This is a genomic window from Phaeocystidibacter luteus, from assembly GCF_008933115.1.
Classification (GTDB): Bacteria; Bacteroidota; Bacteroidia; order Flavobacteriales; family Schleiferiaceae; genus Phaeocystidibacter; species Phaeocystidibacter luteus.
The window spans coordinates 72,894-92,549 of sequence record NZ_WBVO01000012.1 but is presented as its reverse complement, the minus strand read 5'-3'; the positions used below and the strand labels follow the sequence as shown (position 1 = coordinate 92,549).

Annotated in this window: 19 protein-coding genes; 10 read left to right on the top strand and 9 right to left on the bottom strand. The window is 47.0% G+C overall.

The window, feature by feature from the left end; genetic code table 11:
• Window positions 1–106 precede the first annotated feature (106 nt).
• The 4 genes from tsf to rplM all read right to left on the bottom strand — a co-directional run bounded on the left by tsf (window position 107) and on the right by rplM (window position 2,718).
• Window positions 107–934, bottom strand: a complete 828-nt coding sequence (gene tsf / locus F8C67_RS12905; protein ID WP_151668275.1) for a translation elongation factor Ts — start codon at window positions 932–934, stop codon at window positions 107–109.
• A 102-nt stretch (window positions 935–1,036) separates the two neighbouring features.
• On the bottom strand, window positions 1,037–1,795 hold the full coding sequence (rpsB, locus tag F8C67_RS12900) for a 30S ribosomal protein S2 (RefSeq protein WP_151668274.1): 759 nt from the start codon (window positions 1,793–1,795) through the stop codon (window positions 1,037–1,039).
• An 81-nt stretch (window positions 1,796–1,876) separates the two neighbouring features.
• Complete coding sequence (gene rpsI / locus F8C67_RS12895) at window positions 1,877–2,263, bottom strand: 30S ribosomal protein S9 (protein WP_151668273.1); 387 nt, start codon at window positions 2,261–2,263, stop codon at window positions 1,877–1,879.
• On the bottom strand, window positions 2,263–2,718 hold the full coding sequence (gene rplM, locus F8C67_RS12890) for a 50S ribosomal protein L13 (RefSeq protein WP_151668272.1): 456 nt from the start codon (window positions 2,716–2,718) through the stop codon (window positions 2,263–2,265). Before rplM ends, rpsI begins: the two co-directional genes overlap by 1 nt.
• Window positions 2,719–2,918: 200 nt before the next feature.
• Here rplM and F8C67_RS12885 point away from each other — a divergent pair, with 200 nt between their 5' ends.
• Together F8C67_RS12885 and F8C67_RS12880 are read left to right on the top strand one after the other, a co-directional pair.
• Window positions 2,919–4,985: a M43 family zinc metalloprotease gene (locus F8C67_RS12885; protein ID WP_151668271.1), complete on the top strand. Its 2,067-nt coding sequence runs from the start codon at window positions 2,919–2,921 to the stop codon at window positions 4,983–4,985.
• A 327-nt stretch (window positions 4,986–5,312) separates the two neighbouring features.
• On the top strand, window positions 5,313–6,437 hold the full coding sequence (locus tag F8C67_RS12880) for a Fic family protein (protein WP_151668270.1): 1,125 nt from the start codon (window positions 5,313–5,315) through the stop codon (window positions 6,435–6,437).
• 55 nt (window positions 6,438–6,492) lie between these two features.
• On the opposite strand, the gene F8C67_RS12875 is transcribed toward F8C67_RS12880, so the two are convergent.
• The 3 genes from F8C67_RS12875 to F8C67_RS12865 form a co-directional block, all read right to left on the bottom strand.
• Window positions 6,493–6,768, bottom strand: coding sequence for an Imm27 family immunity protein (locus F8C67_RS12875; RefSeq protein WP_151668269.1), 276 nt, complete (start codon window positions 6,766–6,768; stop codon window positions 6,493–6,495).
• The gene (locus F8C67_RS12870) at window positions 6,765–7,058 is read right to left on the bottom strand and encodes a hypothetical protein (protein WP_151668268.1); all 294 of its coding nucleotides are present in this window, start codon (window positions 7,056–7,058) and stop codon (window positions 6,765–6,767) included. The genes F8C67_RS12875 and F8C67_RS12870 overlap by 4 nt, the downstream gene beginning before the upstream one ends.
• A gap of 87 nt (window positions 7,059–7,145) precedes the next feature.
• A complete protein-coding gene (locus tag F8C67_RS12865) occupies window positions 7,146–10,307 on the bottom strand; it encodes a WD40/YVTN/BNR-like repeat-containing protein (protein WP_151668267.1) in 3,162 nt (1,053 codons plus the stop codon).
• Window positions 10,308–10,405: 98 nt separating this feature from the next.
• Between F8C67_RS12865 and F8C67_RS12860 the strand changes: the two genes are divergently transcribed.
• The 7 genes from F8C67_RS12860 to F8C67_RS12830 all read left to right on the top strand — a co-directional run bounded on the left by F8C67_RS12860 (window position 10,406) and on the right by F8C67_RS12830 (window position 16,253).
• Window positions 10,406–11,059, top strand: a complete 654-nt coding sequence (locus F8C67_RS12860; RefSeq protein ID WP_151668266.1) for a DUF2306 domain-containing protein — start codon at window positions 10,406–10,408, stop codon at window positions 11,057–11,059.
• A gap of 71 nt (window positions 11,060–11,130) precedes the next feature.
• Window positions 11,131–11,340, top strand: a complete 210-nt coding sequence (locus F8C67_RS12855; RefSeq protein ID WP_151668265.1) for a YgaP family membrane protein — start codon at window positions 11,131–11,133, stop codon at window positions 11,338–11,340.
• A 30-nt stretch (window positions 11,341–11,370) separates the two neighbouring features.
• Complete coding sequence (locus F8C67_RS12850; protein WP_151668264.1) at window positions 11,371–12,093, top strand: ZIP family metal transporter; 723 nt, start codon at window positions 11,371–11,373, stop codon at window positions 12,091–12,093.
• 63 nt (window positions 12,094–12,156) lie between these two features.
• A complete protein-coding gene (locus tag F8C67_RS12845) occupies window positions 12,157–13,410 on the top strand; it encodes an aminotransferase class I/II-fold pyridoxal phosphate-dependent enzyme (protein ID WP_151668263.1) in 1,254 nt (417 codons plus the stop codon).
• Entirely contained in the window at window positions 13,403–13,930 is a 528-nt protein-coding gene (locus F8C67_RS12840) for a hypothetical protein (RefSeq protein WP_151668262.1), read from the top strand. The genes F8C67_RS12845 and F8C67_RS12840 overlap by 8 nt, the downstream gene beginning before the upstream one ends.
• Entirely contained in the window at window positions 13,923–15,497 is a 1,575-nt protein-coding gene (locus F8C67_RS12835; RefSeq protein WP_151668261.1) for a S8 family serine peptidase, read from the top strand. The genes F8C67_RS12840 and F8C67_RS12835 overlap by 8 nt, the downstream gene beginning before the upstream one ends.
• A 60-nt stretch (window positions 15,498–15,557) precedes the next feature.
• On the top strand, window positions 15,558–16,253 hold the full coding sequence (locus tag F8C67_RS12830; RefSeq protein ID WP_151668260.1) for a DUF4412 domain-containing protein: 696 nt from the start codon (window positions 15,558–15,560) through the stop codon (window positions 16,251–16,253).
• A 55-nt stretch (window positions 16,254–16,308) separates the two neighbouring features.
• On the opposite strand, the gene hemH is transcribed toward F8C67_RS12830, so the two are convergent.
• Both hemH and F8C67_RS12820 read right to left on the bottom strand, forming a co-directional pair.
• Entirely contained in the window at window positions 16,309–17,328 is a 1,020-nt protein-coding gene (gene hemH / locus F8C67_RS12825; protein ID WP_151668259.1) for a ferrochelatase, read from the bottom strand.
• Complete coding sequence (locus tag F8C67_RS12820; RefSeq protein WP_151668258.1) at window positions 17,325–18,218, bottom strand: helix-turn-helix transcriptional regulator; 894 nt, start codon at window positions 18,216–18,218, stop codon at window positions 17,325–17,327. The genes hemH and F8C67_RS12820 overlap by 4 nt, the downstream gene beginning before the upstream one ends.
• Before the next feature lie 197 nt (window positions 18,219–18,415).
• Here F8C67_RS12820 and hemA point away from each other — a divergent pair, with 197 nt between their 5' ends.
• Window positions 18,416–19,654: a glutamyl-tRNA reductase gene (hemA, locus tag F8C67_RS12815; RefSeq protein ID WP_170266460.1), complete on the top strand. Its 1,239-nt coding sequence runs from the start codon at window positions 18,416–18,418 to the stop codon at window positions 19,652–19,654.
• Window positions 19,655–19,656: the final 2 nt, after the last annotated feature.

Sequence of the window (19,656 nt, the reverse complement as noted above, 5' to 3'; positions counted from 1 at the left end):
AATCCACCACGCTCCTCCTCATTTCTCTGCGAGCCAAACACCCCACATACACCAAAAAAAAATCCCGACGTTTCCGCCGGGATTCTCAGTTCAGTAGGTCTGTAGATTATACACCCAAACCAACACGCTTGAAGCCAGTCACTGTAAGACCTTTTTCTACGCTGTTAAGGTATTGAGATACAGACTGCTTTCCGTCTTTGATGAAGTCTTGGTCAACCAATGTATTCTCCTTGAAGAATTTGTTGAGTTTACCTTGAGCAATCTTGTCAACCATTTCTTCTGGCTTACCTTCCTGACGAATCTGGTCGCGGATGATATCCATTTCACGGTCGATATCAGCTTGAGAAACGCTGGTGCGATCGAGGGCAACAGGGTTCATCGCTGCAGCTTGCATGGCTACGTCTTTAGCAGCATCTTCAGCGGCACCGCTCAAAGAAACTACGGTAGCAAGCTTGTTACCAGCGTGGATGTAAGATCCAACGAACTCGCCTTCGATGTTTTCGTAAGAACCCAATTCGAGTTTCTCACCAATAACACCTGTTTGCTCGGTAAGCTTTTCGCTGATAGTCATTCCTCCGCCGAAATCGGCAGCGAGGAGACCTTCTACGTTCTCAGGGAATACCTCAAGAGCGATATCAGCCAATTTGTTAGCCAACTCTACGAAAGAATCGTTTTTAGCAACGAAGTCAGTTTCGCAGTTAAGGCTTACGATAACGCCACGCTTGTTGTCAGCAGAAGCCTTAGCGATAACAGCACCTTCGGTAGCATCGCGATCGGCACGCTTAGCGGCGATTTTCTGACCTTTTTTACGGAGGATATCAACTGCAGCATCGAAGTCGCCATTAGCTTCTACGAGTGCATTTTTGCAGTCCATCATACCAGCGCCGGTCTGCTTGCGCAATTTATTTACATCAGCAGCAGTGATCTTTGACATGATCTATGAAATTTAGTCGGTCTTTAAACAAAGTAGAGAAGAGACGAATCTCGGTTCATCTCTTCTCTTTTCATTCACTGAATTGTTAAGCTTTGGTAATGCTTAGTCGTTGGTAGCAACCTTGGCTGCTTTCTTAGCGACCTTTTCATTACCAGCTTTCTCTTTCTCATTTTTACGCTGAGACAACCCCTCTTTGATAGCGGTAGTTACTTCAGACATGATGATAGAGATAGACTTAGAGGCATCGTCGTTAGCCGGGATAGGGAAGTCAACGAGTAGCGGGTCGCTGTTTGTATCCACCATAGCGAATACAGGAATGTTCAGCTTGCGCGCTTCTTCTACGGCAATGTGCTCGCGAAGTACGTCAACTACGAAAATAGCGGCAGGTAGACGGCTCATGTCGGCGATTGAACCCAAGTTCTTTTCGAGCTTGGCACGCTGACGATCAACTTGCAAGCGCTCGCGCTTAGAAAGTGTTTCGAAAGTACCGTCGGCCTTCATCTTATCGATGTTTGCCATTTTCTTGATAGCCTTACGGATGGTCACGAAGTTTGTGAGCATACCACCAGCCCAACGCTCGGTGATGTACGGCATGTTCGCCTCAGCAGCGAATTCCGCAACAATCTCCTTGCCTTGCTTCTTCGTTGCAACGAAGAGAATTTTACGACCTGAAGCTGCAATTTTAGTCAACGCTCTCTGAGCATCTTCCAATTTCGCCTGGGTCTTGTGCAGGTCAATAATGTGGATACCATTGCGCTCCATAAAGATATAAGGAGCCATGTTTGGATGCCATTTTCTGGTCAAGTGACCAAAGTGCACACCGGCATCGAGTAGTGCTTTTGTTTTTTCTGGATTTGCCATTTTCTTTTCCGTTTACATTCGCTGAATGCAACTCTCAAGTAGCGACATGCGATCTTGTGAGTTTGGATTCTAAACGAAAGATTATCGCTTGGAGAACTGGAATTTCTTACGAGCTTTCTTCTGACCGAATTTCTTGCGCTCCACCATACGTGGGTCACGAGTCATCAGACCTTCCGGCTTCAATACCAAACGGTGTTCTGGATTGATTTCGCAAAGGGCACGGCTCAAGCCAAGGCGAATTGCTTCTGCCTGACCAGTGATACCGCCACCGTCAACGTTAATTTTTACATCGTACTTACCCAATGTCTCTGTGAGGGCCAATGCCTGCTCAACCTTGTATACCAAGGTAGCAACGGTGAAGTACTCCTTGTAGTCCTTGCCATTGATAACGATGGAACCTTTTCCCTCGCTCATGTACACACGGGCTACAGATGTCTTTCTTCTTCCAATTGTATGTGTAGCTGCCATCACTTAAATTCATTGAGGTTGATTACCGTTGGCTGTTGCGCCTCATGCGTATGCTCAGCCCCTTCATATACATAAAGGTTTCTGAACAATGCGCGGCCCAAACGATTCTTAGGGAGCATTCCGCGTACTGCGTTCTCCACCAAACGGCGTGCATTCTTGTCTTTAAGGTCATTGTAGCTGATACGGCGCTGCCCACCAGGATAGCCAGTGTGCCAAATATGGTCACGCTGCGCTCCCTTGTTTCCGCTCATCTCCACTTTCTCAGCATTGATGATGATAACATTATCACCACAATCAACGTGAGGCGTGTAGTTGGCTTTGTGCTTGCCGCGGATCAGCTTCGCAACCTTTGAAGCTAGGCGACCCAGTGCCTGGCCTTCAGCGTCAACCACAACCCACTGCTTATCAACAGTAGACGCGTTCGCTGAAACGGTTTTGTAACTCAAAGTATCCACAACTTTGTCAACTTTAATTAATTAGATAAAACATACCCCTCCCAAAAGGGGCTGCGAAGTTACAACGAATTTTGGAAGATTGGCAAATTGAGCTTAACAAATTGAACTAAAAGCGTTTGGTTTAGTTATCTTTGTTGTCTGCCAGCTACTTGACGACTAACCTCGTACATTTTTTCAAATCTGAAAAGCCCATATATATAATGAGGTACTTGGCTATTCTTGCGCTTGCTCTAACCACCCTATCAAGCGCCGCCCAACATCAACACTCCCACGACCAATGCGGTACTGATATCTACTATCAACAACAAGCCGCCAATAATCCGCAACTCCAAATCGAACGCCAAGAGGCCGACGAGCTTTGGATGGAAAATCGCGACACCTATACTACCGGTCAGGAAGTGGTTCAAACCATTCCCGTAGTCGTACACGTGATGTACTACAATTTCGAAGACAGTATTTCTGTAGCCCAAGTAGAAGACGCCATCGATGTCCTCAACGAAGATTACAGCCTTACTAATTCCGACGCCGGAAACGTTCGCGCCATCTTCGCTTCCCGCCAAGCCAACCTTGAAATCCAATTCGCCCTCGCGAAGAAAGATCCCAACGGTAACGCTACCAACGGCATCACCTATCACCAAAGCGACCGCTCACTCGGCGCCAACGATGCCATCAAAGGAGAAATCAATTGGCCAAATCAAAACTATCTCAACGTTTGGGTAGTTCGCGCTATCGACCTCGGCCTACCTCCTTCACAAGGTACCATCCTAGGTTACGCAGCCTTTCCTTATAACAACCAACCGGTGACCGACGACGGTATCGTGATTCGTCACGATCAAATGGGTCGCATCGGTACCGCAGTTTCAAATGGTCGCACACTCACCCACGAGGTTGGCCACTTCCTTAACCTCTACCACCCATTCCAAAACGGTTGTGGTGGTCAAGGCGACGTAATCGCCGATACCCCACCTATCGCCTCTCCTTCTTACGGATGCAACTTCAATCGCAACACATGTAATACCGGTGCAAACGATGAGCCGGACATGATCGAGAACTACATGGATTACGCCAACGACGTTTGTGTGAACACTTTCACAGCCGGACAAAAAGTTCGCGCCAAGGATTGTCTCAACGCCACCGCTCACCCGCTCTGGAGAAGAGGCATGCTCACCACTACCGCAAACCATGCCCTCACCGGCATCGGCGGCGGGACGGTTAACGCAATCCCTACCGTGAAGTTTACTTCCGAGCGACATACCGTATGCGCAGGGGAAGACATTCAGTTCTTCAACCTAGGTGCTAGCCACGACAATGGCACGACCTTCAGCTGGGAGTTCAAAAAGAACGGTCAAGTTATTTCCACTTCTTCGTTGGAGAATCCAGTGATGAATTTCACCCAAACCGGAACGTATGACGTGAAATTCACCATCACGAACGGACTCGGTTCTGATTCACAAGAGAAACAAGCCGAATTCACAGTTTACGATACCAACCCTTACTGGGATAACAACTTTACTGCAACTTTCGAAAACGACCTCCCAAATTCAACCTGGTTGGTTCTCGACAATGGCGATGGCCGCAAATGGTCAACTTCCAGCGTCGCTGCCTTCGGAGGAACTAAGAGCGCCATCAATCCAAACCGTTCATCGTTGGCCGACGGTGGCGACGATATTCTTCAATCATCAGCCATTTTGTTGGACGAAACGCCAACGGCAACACTTCGTTTCCAATACGCATGGGCACGTCAGGAGTCTTCTAACCAAGACCGCCTCACCGTGCTTGTTTCTCAAGATTGTGGTGAAACCTGGAATATCGCTCGGCTGATTTCGTCGTTCCAGCTGAACACAGCCGGAGCAAACGTTACAGGCAACTTCGTCCCTAATTCGAGCCAATGGACAGAAGCCGTGATTAACCTCAACTCATATGTAGGTCCGGATCCAATCCTTATTCGTTTCGCCTACACTCCTGATGGCGGTAACAACCTGTATATTGATGAAGTACGCATGGACGTAGGTATCGGTCTAGAAGAAGAGCTCGGCTCAAGCCTTGCCATCTACCCTAACCCTGCCAATACCACGTTGAACATCAATACCGGCACCACCGAAGATGCGTCATACCAAATCATGAACACCAACGGACAAGTTGTGCTAAACGGAGACATCGCACTCGGTCAAACCGAAGTTTCTGTAGAGAACATCCCAGCGGGCGTTTACATGGTTCGTGTAACTTCCAATGGAAGTGTTCAGACAGAGAAAGTGGTGATTCAGTAATCACACATATCATATAGATAAGGAAAGGGGACTCGTGAGGGTCCCCTTTTTTATGCCTGAAAATGTGTGGCACACATTATCTATTCAGATGAAGGCTATGTTATTTACCTCACACAATTCGAAACAATCCTTCTTTTCTGCTTTGACCAAATCAAGCTACTTATAATGAAACTCTTTCAGCCTTACGTCTTAGAATAATCTATTGGGCCGACACTTTAATACGAACTCTCTTTAATTAAGAAAAAGCTGAATAAGTTAATCAATGAGACTTATTATTTAAGTTTTTTGATAATTTCTTAAATTAGCGGTTTGAATAAATAAGCTTTCATGGAGAATTTTAAAGCAGGTGCATACGTAAGTCAAGGGACCTTTAAAAGCTTTATTCCTGAGGAGATCGATAGAGTTTGGAAGTTGGATGACATGGAGGTTATTGAGTTACTAAGTCAAGCTGACAGACAACTCGGTAGACTAGACATGTATTCTGAGCATACGCCTAATATTGATCTATTTATCTCGATGCACGTCATGAAAGAAGCAACCAAGTCGAGCAAGATTGAGGGAACTAAAACTAATATTGAAGAAGCACTACAAGACAAGGAAGAACTAGCAGAAGAACAACGTGACGACTGGGAAGAGGTTCAGAACTACATTAAAGCTTTGAACACGGCAATAGCTTCACTTGAGGAGCTTCCACTATCATCTAGACTCATAAAAATAGCTCACAAAGTCCTTCTTCAAGGAGTGAGAGGAAAGCACAAAATTCCAGGACAGTTTCGAACGAGTCAAAACTGGATCGGTGGAGCCTCAATCTCAGACGCCATATTTATTCCTCCCCCATTTTCGGAGATCCCGCGGTTAATGAGCGATTTGGAAAAGTTCTCTCATAACGATAGTAATAGATTACCTCACTTACTGAAGATCGCTCTAATCCACTATCAATTTGAGACCATCCACCCATTCCTTGATGGAAATGGCAGGGTAGGAAGACTTTTAATCACACTCTATCTGGTTGAAAAGGGAATCCTAAAGAAACCCATTCTCTACTTGTCGGACTTTTTTGAGCGCCACAGGGAGCTATACTATCAGAACCTGATGCGAGCACGCAATACTAATGACATTATACAATGGTTCAAATTCTTCCTTGTGGGTGTAATTGAAACAGCCAAAAGTAGTATTGAAACATTCGACAACATCATGAAGCTTCAAAAGGAGGTCGACGAGAAAATTCAATCGTTGGGTGCTCGAGCTAGCAACGCCAGAATCGTCGTCAATCAACTTTACATAAACCCCTTTATCAAAACCCCTAAAGTTTCTGAGATAACCGGACTTTCCATGCCATCCGCTTACAAATTGGTTGAGGAGCTAGAAAACTCAGGAATTCTGAAGGAGATGACCGGAGCCAAGAGAGGCAAATTCTATTGGTTCGAAGATTACCTTAAGCTTTTCAAGTAGAAAAAAATGCGGACATGTGAGGATCCCATTTTTTTTTGAACATCCCGAGTGCTTTTTAATCATCACCATTTGGATGAGTCATATTACCCAAACATCTTAGCTCGGCAGGGCCGCCGCCATGAAGCTCACTATTTGGATAAGACAATTTCCAGATTCGTCCATCTTCTGGGTCCCGGCAGACAGATCCCCAATCACTGCATGCTTCTTCCAGTTTCTCAAGATGATTGGCTACCAAAAAGTCAATCCTTTTCTGAGTCGCATCGGCCTGAATGCCAAAATGTGCGTTCTCCCAACCACCAGACAACAATTCCTCTTCCGGCCGTAGCTTCATGCTATGAAATTTTTTAGCTTCTCTAAGGAAGGGTCAATTTCATCTTGCTCTTCAGGACTAATTAAGATGTTCATCAATGTGCTCTCATTCGCACTATCCCGAATCGTAATCCCAAACCATCCTTGACCCCATAGATCCACACAGCCTTCAAGACGATTATGCGAAAACTCATACTGCTTAAGTGAGCCAAAATCTCCCTGCTCAAAAAAACGAGTGCTCCATTTGGTATGGCTCAAGACGTCCTCTACAGAACTCGCAAGTGTGCTGTTCGATTCATTAAAATCAGACATACTGGCAAATCATGCTAATTCGGGCAGGGGATATCTTTTCAGATTTCGGAAAATGACATCACCAACCCACATTCTATTCGCTCTTACCTACTGAACCCCCATCTCCCCCATCTCACCAAAAATCGAGTAGTTCTGCTCTTCGATGAAGGTCTCGAATGCCGACCAATCCTCTTCAAAGAATTCGTTGGCCATTTCAATCACTTTCTCCGTCTCCCGCTTGAACTTAGCCTCAAGCGCTCGGGTGTTCGCCGTAACTCGACCCCGATTTGTCCAGTTGTAATAGCCCAACGAGCCCATTACCGACGACCAGATTTCCGGCTGTTCATAATATCCTTCCACATTCTCCTTGCCGAAAATGGACATGCGAACCTGCTCCAAAGAGTCTTTTACCGCCTTGATTTGCGTCTTCACCGGCTTGAAGGTAGTATCCCCTTCTTCTAAGCCTTCCATCTCTACTTCCAAAATCTTCTCTACCAAATCAATCGAACGCTTGGCCTTTCTCAAATTAGTACTGATCTGCGCAACTGCATCGATATACGGCAACAGCTCTTTTTGGTAAGCATAGTTCTCTTCCAATTCCGACATTGGGAATTGAAGCCTCGGATCTTGCTGAACCTCAACCATGGTTGATGACGAATGCTCCCCAATTCGCACATGAACCGTATACGTTCCCGGCAATACCGGAATAGATCCAGGATCGGAATCTTCACTACCCGGACGTGGTTCGCTCATGCTCGGCATACGAACGCCCTTCTCCATCATATCCCAAGAAACCCGATTCAAGCCTTCCTCATATTTTCTTTGAATGTGACGAATCGTATCGCCAGACGCGTCTGTGATGTCCCAATGGATTTCCTTCTCCTTGAAGTTCTCATCCGCCGTATCCTTATTTATCCAATAAGAGAATCGCGCTCCTCCCCAGCGGTTGTCGCCGGAGTAAGTCGCCGAAGCTCCAAAGCGCTTGCCCTGAGCCTGACGGTAAATTGCGCGAATGCCTTCTGGCGCCTCAAATGCCGTAAGCGGATTTGTCAATACCGCATTTTGGTCGGCCGCAAGTGCCTCAAGCGGACGGATATCATCTAACACCCACGCTGAACGACCAAAGGTTCCAAGCACCAAGTCGTGCTCGCGCTCCTGTATGGCCATGTCAGCAATTGGCATCGTCGGCAAGTCATCACCCCACTTCATCCAAGTTTCAGCATTGTCGAGTGAATAGTACAGTCCGTTTTCCGTCCCCAAGAACACAAGGTTTTCATTGTTTGGTACAGGAGCCACACTCAAAACATAGCCATGCACATTTTCATTTGTAACTACACGCTTGAATGACTTTCCGTAATCCGTAGTTCTGAAGAGATAAGGCTCCCAGTTGTTTCTGCGGTAATCATTCACCACAATCCAAGCAGCGCCTTCCATATCCACATCAACTACAACCTGCGGAATCCAAGCTCCCTCCGGCATACCCTTCAGGGCTTTCGTAACATCCGTCCAAGTTGCACCGCCATCTCTCGTAATGTGTAGCTTCCCATCATCCGTACTCGCCCAAATCACGCCTTTGTCGGCTTCAACCGAACTTGGCGAAATGGCGAGAATGGTCGTGTAATTCTCCGCACCTGTAACGTCGTAGGTCAATCCACCACTCTGTCCTGCCTTCTGATGCTCGGGGTCATTGGTGGTAAGGTCTTCTGAAATGATTTCCCAGGTATCGCCCATGTCGGTGGACTTGTGCACGTACTGAGAACCGAAGTAAATGGTATTCGGATCAAACGGATCTTGAGCGATTGCGGCATTCCAATTGAATCGCAAATCGTCACCGTCTGGATGAACCGGACGAATCAACTTTCCATAGCCCGTTTCTCTATCAATTCTTGAAACGAAACCCTCTTGCGACATCGCGTAGAGGATATTGTCATCCGTTGGATGCGGCACTACATCGAATCCATCGCCGAAGGCCACCTCTTCCCACAGGTCGTTGCGGATTCCGCCAGAGCGCCATGTATACGCCGGACCAACCCAAGAGCCATTGTCCTGCATTCCGCCGTAGATATTGTAAGGAATCTGATTGTCTACACTGATGTGGTAGAACTGTGCGAGTGGCAGGTTATCGATGAATCGCCACGTGATTCCACCGTCGTAAGAAATGTTCAATCCACCGTCGTTTCCATCAATAACATGATCCGGATTTTGAGGGTCAATCCAAAAAGCATGGTGATCTGGGTGAATGAATGAATATGGCCCAATGTTTCTCCACGTTCTACCGCCATCATCGCTTCGCGTAAGTACCGACCAAAGCGAGTAAATTCGATTTGGGCGCTGTGGGTCTACATAGATATCCGAGTAATAAAAAGGTCGGTTACCGATGTCGTCGTCGTCACTTATCCTCGACCAATTAGCGCCACCATCCTCAGAGCGATAAAGCGCGTTTTTATCTTTTGCTTCCACTAGGGCATACACGATTTCAGGATTGCTTGCCGCAATTGCCAAACCGCAGCGTCCCAGGTTCCCTTTAGGAAGCCCGTCTTCATCGGTACGCTTCGTCCAACTATCACCACCGTCGAAAGTCACATAAATTCCAGAGCCTTCGCCACCCGACTTAAACTCCCATGGCCAACGGCGGTATTCCCACATGGCAACGATAAGCTTGTTTGGGTTGCGGGGGTCCATCACGAGGTCGGCCGCGCCGGTTCTATTGTTGTTGTACAGAATCTTCTCCCACGTTTCACCGCCATCTTTAGTTCGGTAAACACCGCGAGCTTCGGTATCGCCCCAAGCCACACCAATAGCGGCAACATAAACCACATCTGAGTTAGAAGGGTCTACTATTACACGGTGGATGTTCCGGGTATCTTCAAGACCAAGATGCATCCAGGTTTCTCCTCCATCGATGGACTTATACATTCCATATCCCGAGTTCTGAGAATTTCGAGGATTGCCCTCGCCTGTCCCCACCCAGATCACATCTGGATTATTTGGATCTACGGCCACTGCGCCGATAGACGATGTCATTTCATTTTCAAAAATGGGGGTCCAGGTCTGACCTTCATTTTCGGTTTTCCAGAGTCCGCCCGAGGCAGACCCAACGTAGTAGGTATGAGTGAACCGATCGAAATCGATTGTGGTAACGCGTCCAGACATCCCAGCGGGACCGACGTTTCTAAAGGTCATGGATTCGATGGCCTCAGGGTCGAAAGATTGTCCCCAAGAAAGGGCGCAAATCATAAAACTCGCCAAGGATAGTAGGGCCTTTTTCATGAATCGTGAGTTTTGAAGTGTGAACCGTGAAAATAGCAATATGAATTCGTTTCGACTTGCTCATGGTTGCTATAGCTTCGAATTCAAACAGCTGAACCATGGAAACACTACACGCAACACTACTGTTCACGCACATCCTCACAGGCACGGTGGCACTGCTGTCAGGCACAATTGCCGGATTGCTTCGAAAGCGCAGAGGATTCCATTCCCTCTTCGGAGGAATTTTCACTTACTGCATGTATGCCGTGGCGATTTCGGGATTCATCTTATCTGCTATGCGCTATAACATGTTCCTGCTAGCGGTATCCATCTTTACCCTTCATATGGTGATTACAGGCAGTAGGGCTTTTAGAGGAATGAATCGGAATGCCCGTTTGGGGATGTCCATCTTCGGTTGGGCAGGTTCGGCAGCACTCCTTTACATCGGGGTCACCGCACTGGCGTTGCATTCTAACACCATGGGAATTGTCCCTATCATTTTTGGTGCATTGCTCGTTTCAATGTCGCGCAGAGATTACAGAATTTACCGAGGAACGATCAAACCGAATCCAGTTATTCTACACTTGAATGAAATGGGCGGAGCACTCATTGCGGCGTACACGGCATTCTTAACCACAGGTGCGGGCAGAGTGCTGCACGGAATGGGGTACGACATCTCGCAGCTTCAAGTTTTCTTATGGCTACTACCGACGGTAATTGGCACATTGGCACTTACGAGAGTGAATTTCAAAATGCGCAGAAGTGTGACGTAAGTCATAGTTTGAACTATGGAGTTTCCTGAACTTTAGTGTAGTAATTGAACAGACCACTAATACTTCAGGCCATGAAAACGAACATGTCACATTTAGATAGATGGATACGCGTACTACTTGCCATTGGATTGGCAGTATTGGTATTCACGGATTACATCACGGGCGGATGGGCCATCATTGCACTTGTGCTTGCGGCGATTTTCCTCGTCACCTCTATGGTTCGCTTCTGCCCACTTTATTTACCCTTTAAAATTTCTACCTATCGGAAGAAGACCGCTTGATACATATTGTACGTTCCGTAACTTGACTCCATGCAAAACGATTGGATTTACGCCGCTCTGCTCGCATGGGGAGGAGGAATAAGTATTCCACTCGGTGCGCTGCTCTTCATATTCTTGAGAAAGAGACTTGGAAGAGAGCGCACCTTTTTTAATCATTTGATGACCGCCATTGGGGGTGGGGCCCTCCTTTCAGCTGTGGCACTGGTTCTCGTGCCCGACGGAATGGAAAATCAGAATCAATATGTCGGGGTCCTTTCCTTCGTGCTCGGCGGTACCGCCTTTGCAGGTATAGATTATTTCCTGAGCAAGAGTAAGGGAGCTGGACCACAAATTGTGGCGATGTTGAGCGATTTCGTTCCCGAAGCTATTGCACTTGGCGCCATCTTCCTGAAAGATCAGGCACAGGCCGTGCTTCTCGCCTTCATCATGTTTATTCAAAATTTACCTGAAGGATATAATGCTTTCGCAGAGTTTCCGCCTGAGAAGAGCACGAAAACACCCTATTTGCGAACCACCCTCCTCTTTCTATCCATGAGCTTTGTGGGACCTATTTGTGCCGGCTTGGGCGCCAGCGTGTTGGCCGAAAGCGAAACAGTTCTGGGCTTCTTGATGACCTTTTCAGGTGGTGGCATCACCTATTTGATTTTCCGCGACATAGCCCCTGCAGCAAAATTCAAGAACTCGTACGTTGCCCCGCTGGGTTCCATTTTGGGTTTTGCCATCGGACTTCTCGGCTGGGCCTTGGTGAATTGAAGACTTTTGTCAGGTTTCCAGCAATGGATTGGTTGTACCTTTGTGCCCGCAAAAGCATAGGAAATGACTACTCGCAAACACCGCCATTGGCGTAAACTCACACACGAGGAAATCACCGAGCACGTATTTAAAGCGCTCGATCAGAATATAGATTACCGAAAGAGAAAAGCACTGGGTGTGCCCGCCTCGCATCTCGACGAGCGCGTGTTCTACAACAACCCAATGCTCCTGAAAGACGCTCCGTTCCTGTCTACCCTCCTCATGAATCCAAATCACATTGGATGTCACACTATGGGCGATTCCGAACCTTTCTTCGCGGGAACTCAGGAAATCGAAAAGCAACTCATCGAGCTTTGCGCGGAAGATATCTTGAAGGGCGAACGGGACCAGCAAGACGGCTATGTAGCGGCTGGTGGCACAGAGGCCAACATTCAAGCTATTTGGGTATTCCGAAACTACTTCATGTCGGAATTGAACCTAAGCGCCAATGAAGTTGGAATCCTTTTCAGTGAAGATTCGCATTACTCCATGTTTAAAGCGGCCAACTTGCTTCAAATGCCGCACTTTGTAGCGGCTGTAAACGATGAGGATCGCACGATAAACGAACAGGCACTGGAGAAAACTATTGAAGACATGAAAGCCACGGGCATTAAGGCCGTGGCGGTTGTGGCCAATATGATGACCACGATGTTTGGATCGGCCGACAATCCCGACACATATGTCAATGCCTTGAAGAAAGCGAACCTTCCCTTCAAGCTTCATTTAGATGGCGCTTATGGCGGCTTCGTATTCCCATTTGTTTCGGAAGACGACCGCTGGTCATTCGCCAATCCGGATGTTAGCAGTATCACACTCGACGCGCACAAGATGGTTCAGGCTCCGTATGGAACAGGAATCTATCTTTCCAGAAAGGGCCTTATCCCGTATGCTACCACAGGTGAAGCACAATACGTAGCAGGCCTGGATGCCACCTTAAGCGGCTCACGGTCTGGTGCAAATGCCATTTCAGTATGGATGATTCTGCAGACCTATGGCCCGAACGGTTGGTTCGAAAAAATCCACCTTTTGTCTTATCGCGCCGATTGGCTCGAAGAGCAATTGAATGGATTGAAGGTCGATTTCTTCCGCTATCCAGGAAGCAACATTGTAACCATGCGTTCATCACAAGTGCCAAAAAATCTCGTTGAGAAGTACGGATTGGTACCAGATTCGCATGAGGGAAATGCAGATTGGTATAAGGTTGTAATTATGGACCACGTGAATGTGGACGATATGGTACCTTTCGTGGAGGAATTAGAAAAACATTTAAATGCGTAAATCGATTTTACTTCTGGCGGGAATTTTATTCAGTTTGATGAGCTTCGCTCAAGGCTGGCCAGAGGTGAGACGAATTACCGACAGTGCCGAATACCGCGCCATGGAGCCTATGGTGGATAGTTGTATCAGCTACCTGAAGCATACGACTCCACAAGAAGACCCCATCGGTAGAAGTGAGGCTGTAAAGTTTCTCGACGATTGGATAACGGGGGTTCCGTACATCATTATAACCCAGAGAGAATACCTCTTTAAGGCCACGGATAGCAATGAGGAACTCATGACTCAGCACGTAGCTGGGAAATTGTATTATCTTCGAAGCCACCCTGCCGTTCCAATAGACAGCTACAGTTCTGAGCTCAACGGAGTTCTTTGGATGATAGAGTTATATCAATCCGGCGCCTTCCCCAAAACTTCTGAAATGGATGCCCTTGTAAACATGAAGGAGGATGGGACGTTAATAGAATGGCTAAAGGATCAAATGCCAGAGAACTGGTTAGACGAATCCCAAACGAATGAATAAAAAATCAACAAGCGTAGTGCTCGCTTTTGTGCTTGCACTTTGTGCGTACGCTCAAGACGAGGAGAGCACCATTCGACGTGAATGGCACCACGTGTACACAGAAGAAAATCCATACGGCGTAGCCACCGATCAAGCCCTCGAATTCCTCGAAGGAAGAGAATCGGAAGAAGTGATTATTGCCATTATGGATTCAGGAATCGATACCACACATGCCGACCTGAAGTCGCAATTGTGGGTGAATGAAGACGAGATTCCTGGCAACGGAATCGACGACGATGGCAATGGATACATCGACGATGTGCACGGATGGAACTTCTTAGGTGGAGAAAATGGAAATATCGACGGTGAAACCCTCGAGCTCACTCGACTTTATGTGAAGTTTCAGCGAGACTGGGATGGTCTCGATATGGATTCCATTCAGAAAGCCGACCGTGAAGCCTACGACATGTGGGTGAAGGTGAAGAAAGATTACAACCGACAATTCACAGAGAACAAGTTTGAATTGATGATGGTCACCCGCCTCAAAGATTCATACATGAAGTTCTACGAAACGGTTGTCGACACCCTTGGTCCTGATTACACCTTAGAAGACCTAAACAGCCTGAGAAAAACTTCGGGTGAGGCTGGCATCGCCGCTCGTTCGCTTTACGCGTTTGAGGTAGACGGACTCACGAAAGAGGAACTTGACGGCTATTCGGAATACCTCGAATCGAACCGCGATTATTCGCTGAATACCGAATGGAGTGTTCGCGATTCAATCATTGGCGACGACCCATACGATTGGAACGACAGTATTTATGGGAATACCGATTTGATGGGGCAAAGCTCCGATCACGGAACGCACGTAGCCGGAATTGTTGGGGCGGCCAGAAACAACGGAATCGGCATTAATGGGGTAGCTCCGAACGTAAAGCTTATGATTCTTCGCGTTGTTCCCGATGGAGACGAATACGATAAAGACGTGGCCATGGCCATTAAGTATGCGGTTCGCAATGGAGCGAAGGTTATCAATATGAGTTTTGGAAAAGACTACTCGCCCCAAGCTGAACAGGTGCAAGAGGTGGCGAGATGGGCCGGTGAACATGACGTTCTGCTGATTCATGCAGCGGGAAATGACTATCGTGATCTGGACGAAGGCGAGAACTATCCGCATTTACCGTTCGAGGTCAATAATCTTGAAAACGAAACCTGGATTGAAGTAGGCGCAAACTCGAGTAACCCAGAAATGTTGGGAACCGATTTCTCAAACTACGGCAAGATGAGCGTCGACCTCTTCGCTCCCGGAGAAGATATTTATTCCACTTTACCTGTAAACACCTACGGATTCAATTCCGGAACAAGTATGGCAGCTCCTGTAGTTACAGGGATTGCGGGACTTATTCGCTCGTACTATCCGAATCTTACGGCAGCGCAGGTAAAAATGGTTCTGATAGAATCAGCTGTGGTTCCAGAGGATGCCGACTTCCTCGAATTGAGTATCACGGGCGGAATCGCCAATGCGCTGAAAGCAGTTCAATACATTGAAGAACACGCGGAAGAGCTGGGTATCAACAAGCAAAAAGACTAGGGAAACCCACAATTTTCGTCATCTTTGTCAAATACGCAAACACTAGAAAGAGAGAGATATATGAAACTACACAAACTAAAACACCTACTTCCAGTACTCGCCGGGTTCGCCATGGTAAGCTGTGGAATGATGAAAGGAGAACCAGAAGCCTTCAAGGGAAAGATGACTTATGGTCTTTCTATCGAAATGGCTGATGGAAGTGAAAACCCAATGCTACAACAGTTCGCTGGCATGCTACCTTCTGAAATGGTTGTGGCATCCGACGGCGAGAACTACGGAATGAAAATGGACGGCATGCAAGGTATGCACCTCGTTGCCAAGCCAGCTGAAGACATGGTTTACATCGCCTCTCAAGGTCAGTTCATCAAGCAGAAGCTTTCTGAAATGAGCCGTGAAGAGGAAGCCGAAGCGGAAGAATCAGCAGACGACATGACTGTTGAAGAAACTGGGGACACCAAAGAAATTCTCGGATTCAATGCAAAGGGATACAAAGTAACCAACGCGGAAGGAAACGTGACCACCATCTACGTGACTGAAGACATCGTCATGAGCACACCAGATGCTATGGGTGGAATTGGCGGTCCTGCTGGATTTGCCGATCAGGTAAAAGGCACACCTCTTCGTATTGAGCAGGGTTTGAGCCAGGCTGGTATGGAGATGCTACTCATCTTCGAGGCAACAGCCATTGAAGAAGGAAGCGAAGCTGCAATGCCTATCACAACTCCAACCGAAGGAGATTATCAGATGGAAGAGTAATTTTCCATCGATTTAAAAGCAAAAGTCCCCGCCAATTGGTGGGGACTTTTTTGTTTTAAACTGTTGTTCTGTTATCGATCCATTTGCCAAGTAAGGCCGACCAATCTTCTCGATCATTTAAACAAGGCACCACCTCGATGGCCTTGCCGCCAGCCCCTAGGAAGTCGTGGACCCCTTCAACCTGAATTTCTTCGAGTGTTTCTAGACAATCGGAAACGAAAGCGGGACAAACAACCACGAGTCGTTCCATACCCTGATGCCCGTATTCCTTTAAGGTTGCATCCGTGAAAGGCGTTAACCATGGGTCGCGACCTAAACGGCTTTGGAAACTTACGCTGAACTGATCTTCTTTCAATCCAAGCTTCTCGGCTACGAGTCGGGTTGTTTCAAAACACTGGTGACGATAGCACTTTGCATGTGCAGGAGATTTGGTCTGGCAACACCCTTCTTTCAAGCAGTGATTCCCGGTGACATCTCCCTTCTTGATGTGGCGCTCCGGCACTCCGTGATAACTGAAGAGCACCTTGGTAAAAGGTGTTTCAAGCGCGGGCTTAATACTCTTTGCTAGGATGTCGATATACTGATCATCATCATAAAAAGGCTCTTGAAAATCGAGATTGATTCCTGGCATTTCTGATTCAGCTACCTCGCGAACACGCTCGACTACCGTTTCGTAGCTCGACATCGCATAATGTGGGTAAAGCGGAATGACGAACAAGTTCTCCAAATCTGGATTCTCACTCTTGATTCGCTTCAGCGTTTCTGTGATGGAAGGATTGCCATATCGCATTGCCAACTCCACCTTTACTTCGCTGTGTGCTTGTACTTTTTCTTGAAGACGTTCACTGAGCACGATAAGAGGTGAACCATTTTCCCACCAAATCGACTTATAGGCCTCTGCAGACTTCTTTGGTCGTGTATTGAGAATAATCCCCTTTACTAGAAAAGCACGGAGCAGATAGGGAACGTCAATTACGCGTCCATCCATCAAAAACTCTCCGAGATATCTTTTGACATCCTTTACTTCAGTGGAATCTGGTGACCCCAGATTCACTAGCATAGCTACTGATTTCATTCGTGAGAAAGGTACTTCTTAGGTGTAAGTCCAAATTTCTTTTTGAAGGCAGTAATGAAGTGGCTTGGATTGGTATATCCCAATGTGTAGGCAACTTCATTTACTTTATACTTGGATGAATCGAGCAGCGTGCGCGCATGATCCATCTTGTGGTCTAACAGATAACCATAGACTGTGTTCCCATAAACCTCTTTGAATCCAACTTTTAGTCGGTATTCGTTCAAGCCTACCTCCCGAGCAAGGTCTTTTATGCTCGGCGGATTGGCCATGTGTTTCAGCATGAATTCCTTAGCCAGCTTGATTTTGCGAACGTTTTCTTCATCATTTAAAAAAGGACAAGAAACGGTGTCGACCTCTCGCGCCGAAAAATAAAAAGACAGCAATTCGTACACTTTGCCTTGATAGAATAGGCGTTGAGCTTGCGGTGAAAGCTGCGTATTGAACAATTGGTTGAGAACAACGGTAGTCTGTGGAGCAATCACGCGCTCGTCGTAAAACTTGCGATTGACATTCTCGCTGGACAAGAAAGGAAGCTCAGCGGCATCTTCTACAAACAACTCATGCACCCTTTCTATCGTAAGGAATAGAAATACATGACGTGCACCGGGAGGAACTTCGACATTTACGGGAAGATCCATTTCGGGATTGTAGAAGAAAAAGTTCTTGCCGGATTTGAGCTGGAGTTCGTAGTTCCCACCGAAGGTGAATCGACTTTGACCTTCGAGAGAGAAATAGAATTGAATCACCCCTTTTGGCACAACTCGCTGTATTTCAAACGATTCGTTACCATCATGAGTGATTTTCATCATCCGAACACCTTCCTCAACGCGAATGAGCTCAATACTTCGTTCAGCGTTATTTTCAGGATCCTTCTTAATTTCGAATTCCATATTAAACCATCGAGCTTTGTCGTTATCAAACTGATGTAAACCCCGATTAATCAAGGGATGCAGCAAAAATAAGATTCGCTTTCTTTAGAACGATTCTAAATTAATAGATTCGGTTTATAGGGGTATTAATTCTACTTCTAGAGGTATTTTTAAAATTGCTGCATAAATATTTTTGTCACCAGAATAAGAATTCCTCTTTGGAGAGAAGCGCAACATATTTGGACCACCTTCACATCTTCGGTGTGAGTTACAAGACGGCGGGTGTTCACGATCGTCAGGCTTTCAGCTTGAGTGAAACGGAGCAGCACGCCCTTTTGTCGTCCCTGCGCGATCAAACCGACTTCAAAGGATTCATCGTTTCCACTTGCAACCGTACCGAAATCATTGGAACTACTGAGCATCCTGAGGCCATCCTCGCTTTGTTCTTAGACATCACCAATGCCGGCCACGAGGCGTTCGACGATCTCGGGTATCATATCAGCGGTTACAAAGCTCTCGTGCATTTGTTCCGCATGGGCGTGGGAATGGAAAGTCAAATTCCTGGCGACTTCGAAATCATCATGCAAGTCCGCAAAGGATTCCGCATGGCACTCAAGGCCGGGACTATCAACGGCTACTTGGAGAAAATCATCAACCAGGTGATTCACGCCAGCAAGCGCGTAAAAACCGAAACCGCCTATTCTACCGGCGCAACCTCCGTTTCTTACGCTGCAGCCAAGTACATCAAAGATTCAAATGACGACCTATCCAACGCCAAAATCACACTTTATGGTTTGGGCAAGTTTGGTCGCATCACGCTAGATCACTTGCTCGGACTTACCGACGCTTCTAACATCACTTTGGTGAATCGAAGCGACGAGAAGAGCGAGCAATACGCCACAGAAACCGGAGCAGTATTTTGTCCACATGCGGAGCTCAACTCGGCCATTGACAATGCTGACATCCTCATTGTGGCCACTGGAGCCGACCGTCCAATTCTTCAAGTGGGAGACTTGAACAAGCCGGCATTGCATACCGTAATCGACATGGCCGTTCCTTCTAATGTGAACCCCGCCGTTGGAAACCTTCCTCAATTGAAGCTCCTCAACGTAGATGAGCTTTCACAAATGACAAGGGAAGCCCTTCAACAACGTCACAATCAGGCGCCTCAAGTAGAACAAATTCTCAGTCAGGAGATTCAAGAGCTCTTGGATTGGCACGTCATGCGCACGCAGTCACCTAAAATCCAAGCTTCAATCGAGTCTCTTCTCGAAACGAAATACAGCAGTCTACCCGAACTCGTAAGTCACGCCTACGAACAACCGATGAACGATGAAACCGAGGAAGAATACTTGCGCCACAAGATGCAACGCTATTTCTGCCACCATATTCGTCGCGGTAAAACGGTTGACATGATTCAAACCGAACTATCTTCGCGAGTATCGGTAACCCCTTAGTA

What these genes read in the sequence shown, in the direction of transcription:
- F8C67_RS12820 (WP_151668258.1), bottom strand. Translation starts at nt 18,218, where the DNA reads ATGGAATTCGAAATTAAGAAGGATCCTGAAAATAACGCTGAACGAAGT.
- F8C67_RS12875 (WP_151668269.1), bottom strand. Translation starts at nt 6,768, where the DNA reads ATGAAGCTACGGCCGGAAGAGGAATTGTTGTCTGGTGGTTGGGAGAAC.
- tsf (WP_151668275.1), bottom strand. Translation starts at nt 934, where the DNA reads ATGTCAAAGATCACTGCTGCTGATGTAAATAAATTGCGCAAGCAGACC.
- F8C67_RS12845 (WP_151668263.1), top strand. Translation starts at nt 12,157, where the DNA reads ATGACTACTCGCAAACACCGCCATTGGCGTAAACTCACACACGAGGAA.
- rpsI (WP_151668273.1), bottom strand. Translation starts at nt 2,263, where the DNA reads ATGGCAGCTACACATACAATTGGAAGAAGAAAGACATCTGTAGCCCGT.
- F8C67_RS12840 (WP_151668262.1), top strand. Translation starts at nt 13,403, where the DNA reads ATGCGTAAATCGATTTTACTTCTGGCGGGAATTTTATTCAGTTTGATG.
- F8C67_RS12855 (WP_151668265.1), top strand. Translation starts at nt 11,131, where the DNA reads ATGAAAACGAACATGTCACATTTAGATAGATGGATACGCGTACTACTT.
- rpsB (WP_151668274.1), bottom strand. Translation starts at nt 1,795, where the DNA reads ATGGCAAATCCAGAAAAAACAAAAGCACTACTCGATGCCGGTGTGCAC.
- F8C67_RS12870 (WP_151668268.1), bottom strand. Translation starts at nt 7,058, where the DNA reads ATGTCTGATTTTAATGAATCGAACAGCACACTTGCGAGTTCTGTAGAG.
- F8C67_RS12865 (WP_151668267.1), bottom strand. Translation starts at nt 10,307, where the DNA reads ATGAAAAAGGCCCTACTATCCTTGGCGAGTTTTATGATTTGCGCCCTT.
- F8C67_RS12835 (WP_151668261.1), top strand. Translation starts at nt 13,923, where the DNA reads ATGAATAAAAAATCAACAAGCGTAGTGCTCGCTTTTGTGCTTGCACTT.
- F8C67_RS12860 (WP_151668266.1), top strand. Translation starts at nt 10,406, where the DNA reads ATGGAAACACTACACGCAACACTACTGTTCACGCACATCCTCACAGGC.
- F8C67_RS12850 (WP_151668264.1), top strand. Translation starts at nt 11,371, where the DNA reads ATGCAAAACGATTGGATTTACGCCGCTCTGCTCGCATGGGGAGGAGGA.
- hemH (WP_151668259.1), bottom strand. Translation starts at nt 17,328, where the DNA reads ATGAAATCAGTAGCTATGCTAGTGAATCTGGGGTCACCAGATTCCACT.
- F8C67_RS12830 (WP_151668260.1), top strand. Translation starts at nt 15,558, where the DNA reads ATGAAACTACACAAACTAAAACACCTACTTCCAGTACTCGCCGGGTTC.
- F8C67_RS12880 (WP_151668270.1), top strand. Translation starts at nt 5,313, where the DNA reads ATGGAGAATTTTAAAGCAGGTGCATACGTAAGTCAAGGGACCTTTAAA.
- F8C67_RS12885 (WP_151668271.1), top strand. Translation starts at nt 2,919, where the DNA reads ATGAGGTACTTGGCTATTCTTGCGCTTGCTCTAACCACCCTATCAAGC.